General features: G+C 70.1%; 2 protein-coding genes. Both read right to left on the bottom strand.

All coding sequences use genetic code 11. The features are described from left to right. Positions 1–781 (bottom strand): glycerophosphodiester phosphodiesterase (locus B1964_RS00860; protein ID WP_079928441.1); only part of this gene is annotated, 781 nt, incomplete at its 3' end. Then, the coding region (locus B1964_RS00855; protein WP_216354217.1) for a DUF4328 domain-containing protein at positions 778–1,693 on the bottom strand (916 nt) is incomplete at its 5' end. The genes B1964_RS00860 and B1964_RS00855, both read right to left, overlap by 4 nt.

Genomic DNA, 1,693 nt, shown 5'->3' with positions numbered 1-1,693 from the left:
TGACGATCCAGTCGCGCACCTTCTGTGGGTGGTTGGTGGCGATCCAGCGGACTCCGAGGTCGGCACACAGCTGGACGTCGGCCGCCTCGTCGACGGTCCAGCAGTAGGTGACGCGGCCCGCGGCGGCTGCCTTGTCGACGAGTTCGGGATGCATCCGCAGCGTCTCCACCGACGGGCCGATGCCGGTGGCGCCGACGGCGGTCGCGGCGCTGCCGCCGAGGACGCGCGCAGTCTCGCCGAGCAGGATGGTCGGCAGGATCGGCGCGTGCCGGCGGATTCGCCACACCCCCGCCGAAGAGAACGAGATGACCACGGCCCGACTGTGATCCGCCGACGGCGGGGTCGCCACACCGAAGTCGTGCAGGGTCGCCAGCAGCTGTTGTTCGACGAGGCTGCCGAAGCGCACCGGATGCTTGGTCTCGATGAACAACCGGACCGGGCGACGCCAGTCGAGGGTCAGGGTCAGCAATTCGGCGAGGGTCAGGACCTTGGCCGGACCACCCCCGGCATGCCAGCTACCGAAGTCGAGTTCGCGCAGTTGCGCCAGCGTCATCTCGCTGACGATGCCGGTGCCGTCGGAGGTGCGGTCCACCGTGCGGTCGTGAATGCAGACCAACTCGTGGTCGGCGGTCAGGCGGACGTCGCACTCGAGCCCGTCGGCACCTTGTTCGAGCGCGAGTTCGTAAGCGGCCAAGGTGTGTTCGGCCACATCCGCAGACGCACCGCGATGCGCGACGACGGCCGGTTTACCCGACCGCGAGACCTGCTCGGCGAGGTTCATGCGACCACCACCCATCGGTGTGCGGGGACTTTCGGTTCGGCGGAGCTCCCCGAGAACACCGCGGGCAGCCGATGAGCGGCCCAGAAGGCGAACGCCGCCGAGACCGCCGCGGTGAGGACAACCATGAACAGGGCGTTCGCTCCGGTCTGGATGGAGCCGGATGCCGCGCCCACCCACCAGGTGATCACGGTGAGCACCGCGATCGCGTTGACCACCGTCCAACCCACCCAGAGCTTGTGCAGCCGGGTACGCGCGGCGCTGCGCGCGACGTCGTCGAGCATCTCGGCGGGTTCACGTAACAGCAACGCGGCACCGGCGACGTTGACGAGCGGAATCGCGGCCAACGGAATGCTCTGCCACCGCGACCGCGAGTCGAAAAATCCTCGCGCGCCGTATGTTTCGGTCCGCACAGCCAACAGCCACCGGACGAAGACGACGGTCGTATAGACGAATCCGGCGAGCGCCAGCAGTCCGGCGGCCAACACCAGCACCGTGCTGAGGCCGATCAGCCAGCCGGGCAGCGTCGTCGACCGGTTGATCACCAGCAGGAGATAACGGAGCAGGTGCGCGCACGTCGACGCGACGAACGCGGCCCCGGCGATCTGCAGGGCGCCGGTCAGTGCCATCCCCAGGCGGGCGGGAGAGTTGCGCGGTTCGTCCTCGGTGACCGGGGTGTCGACGAGACCCCACCGAGGAAGGTAGACGTACCGCGGGATCAGCTGCGGGCCGGTGCGCCGTGGCGGTCGCGGTGGCGGCAGGGTGTCGGCCGGGCGGCGGGCCACCCATCGCACTCGACGGCCGCCGTACATCCGCGGCGGACCGGACGGTGGTCGCGTACCGGACGGCTGCCGGGCCGGAGGGCTGTAGGCGGCGGGACGCGGCGGCGCGCTGGGCGACTGCTGGTAGGGGGGG

Source organism: Gordonia sp. i37, assembly GCF_002043085.1.
Lineage (GTDB): Bacteria > Actinomycetota > Actinomycetes > Mycobacteriales > Mycobacteriaceae > Gordonia > Gordonia polyisoprenivorans.
Note: the sequence above shows the minus strand (reverse complement) of the source record. Positions and strands in the feature narration are given on the sequence as shown.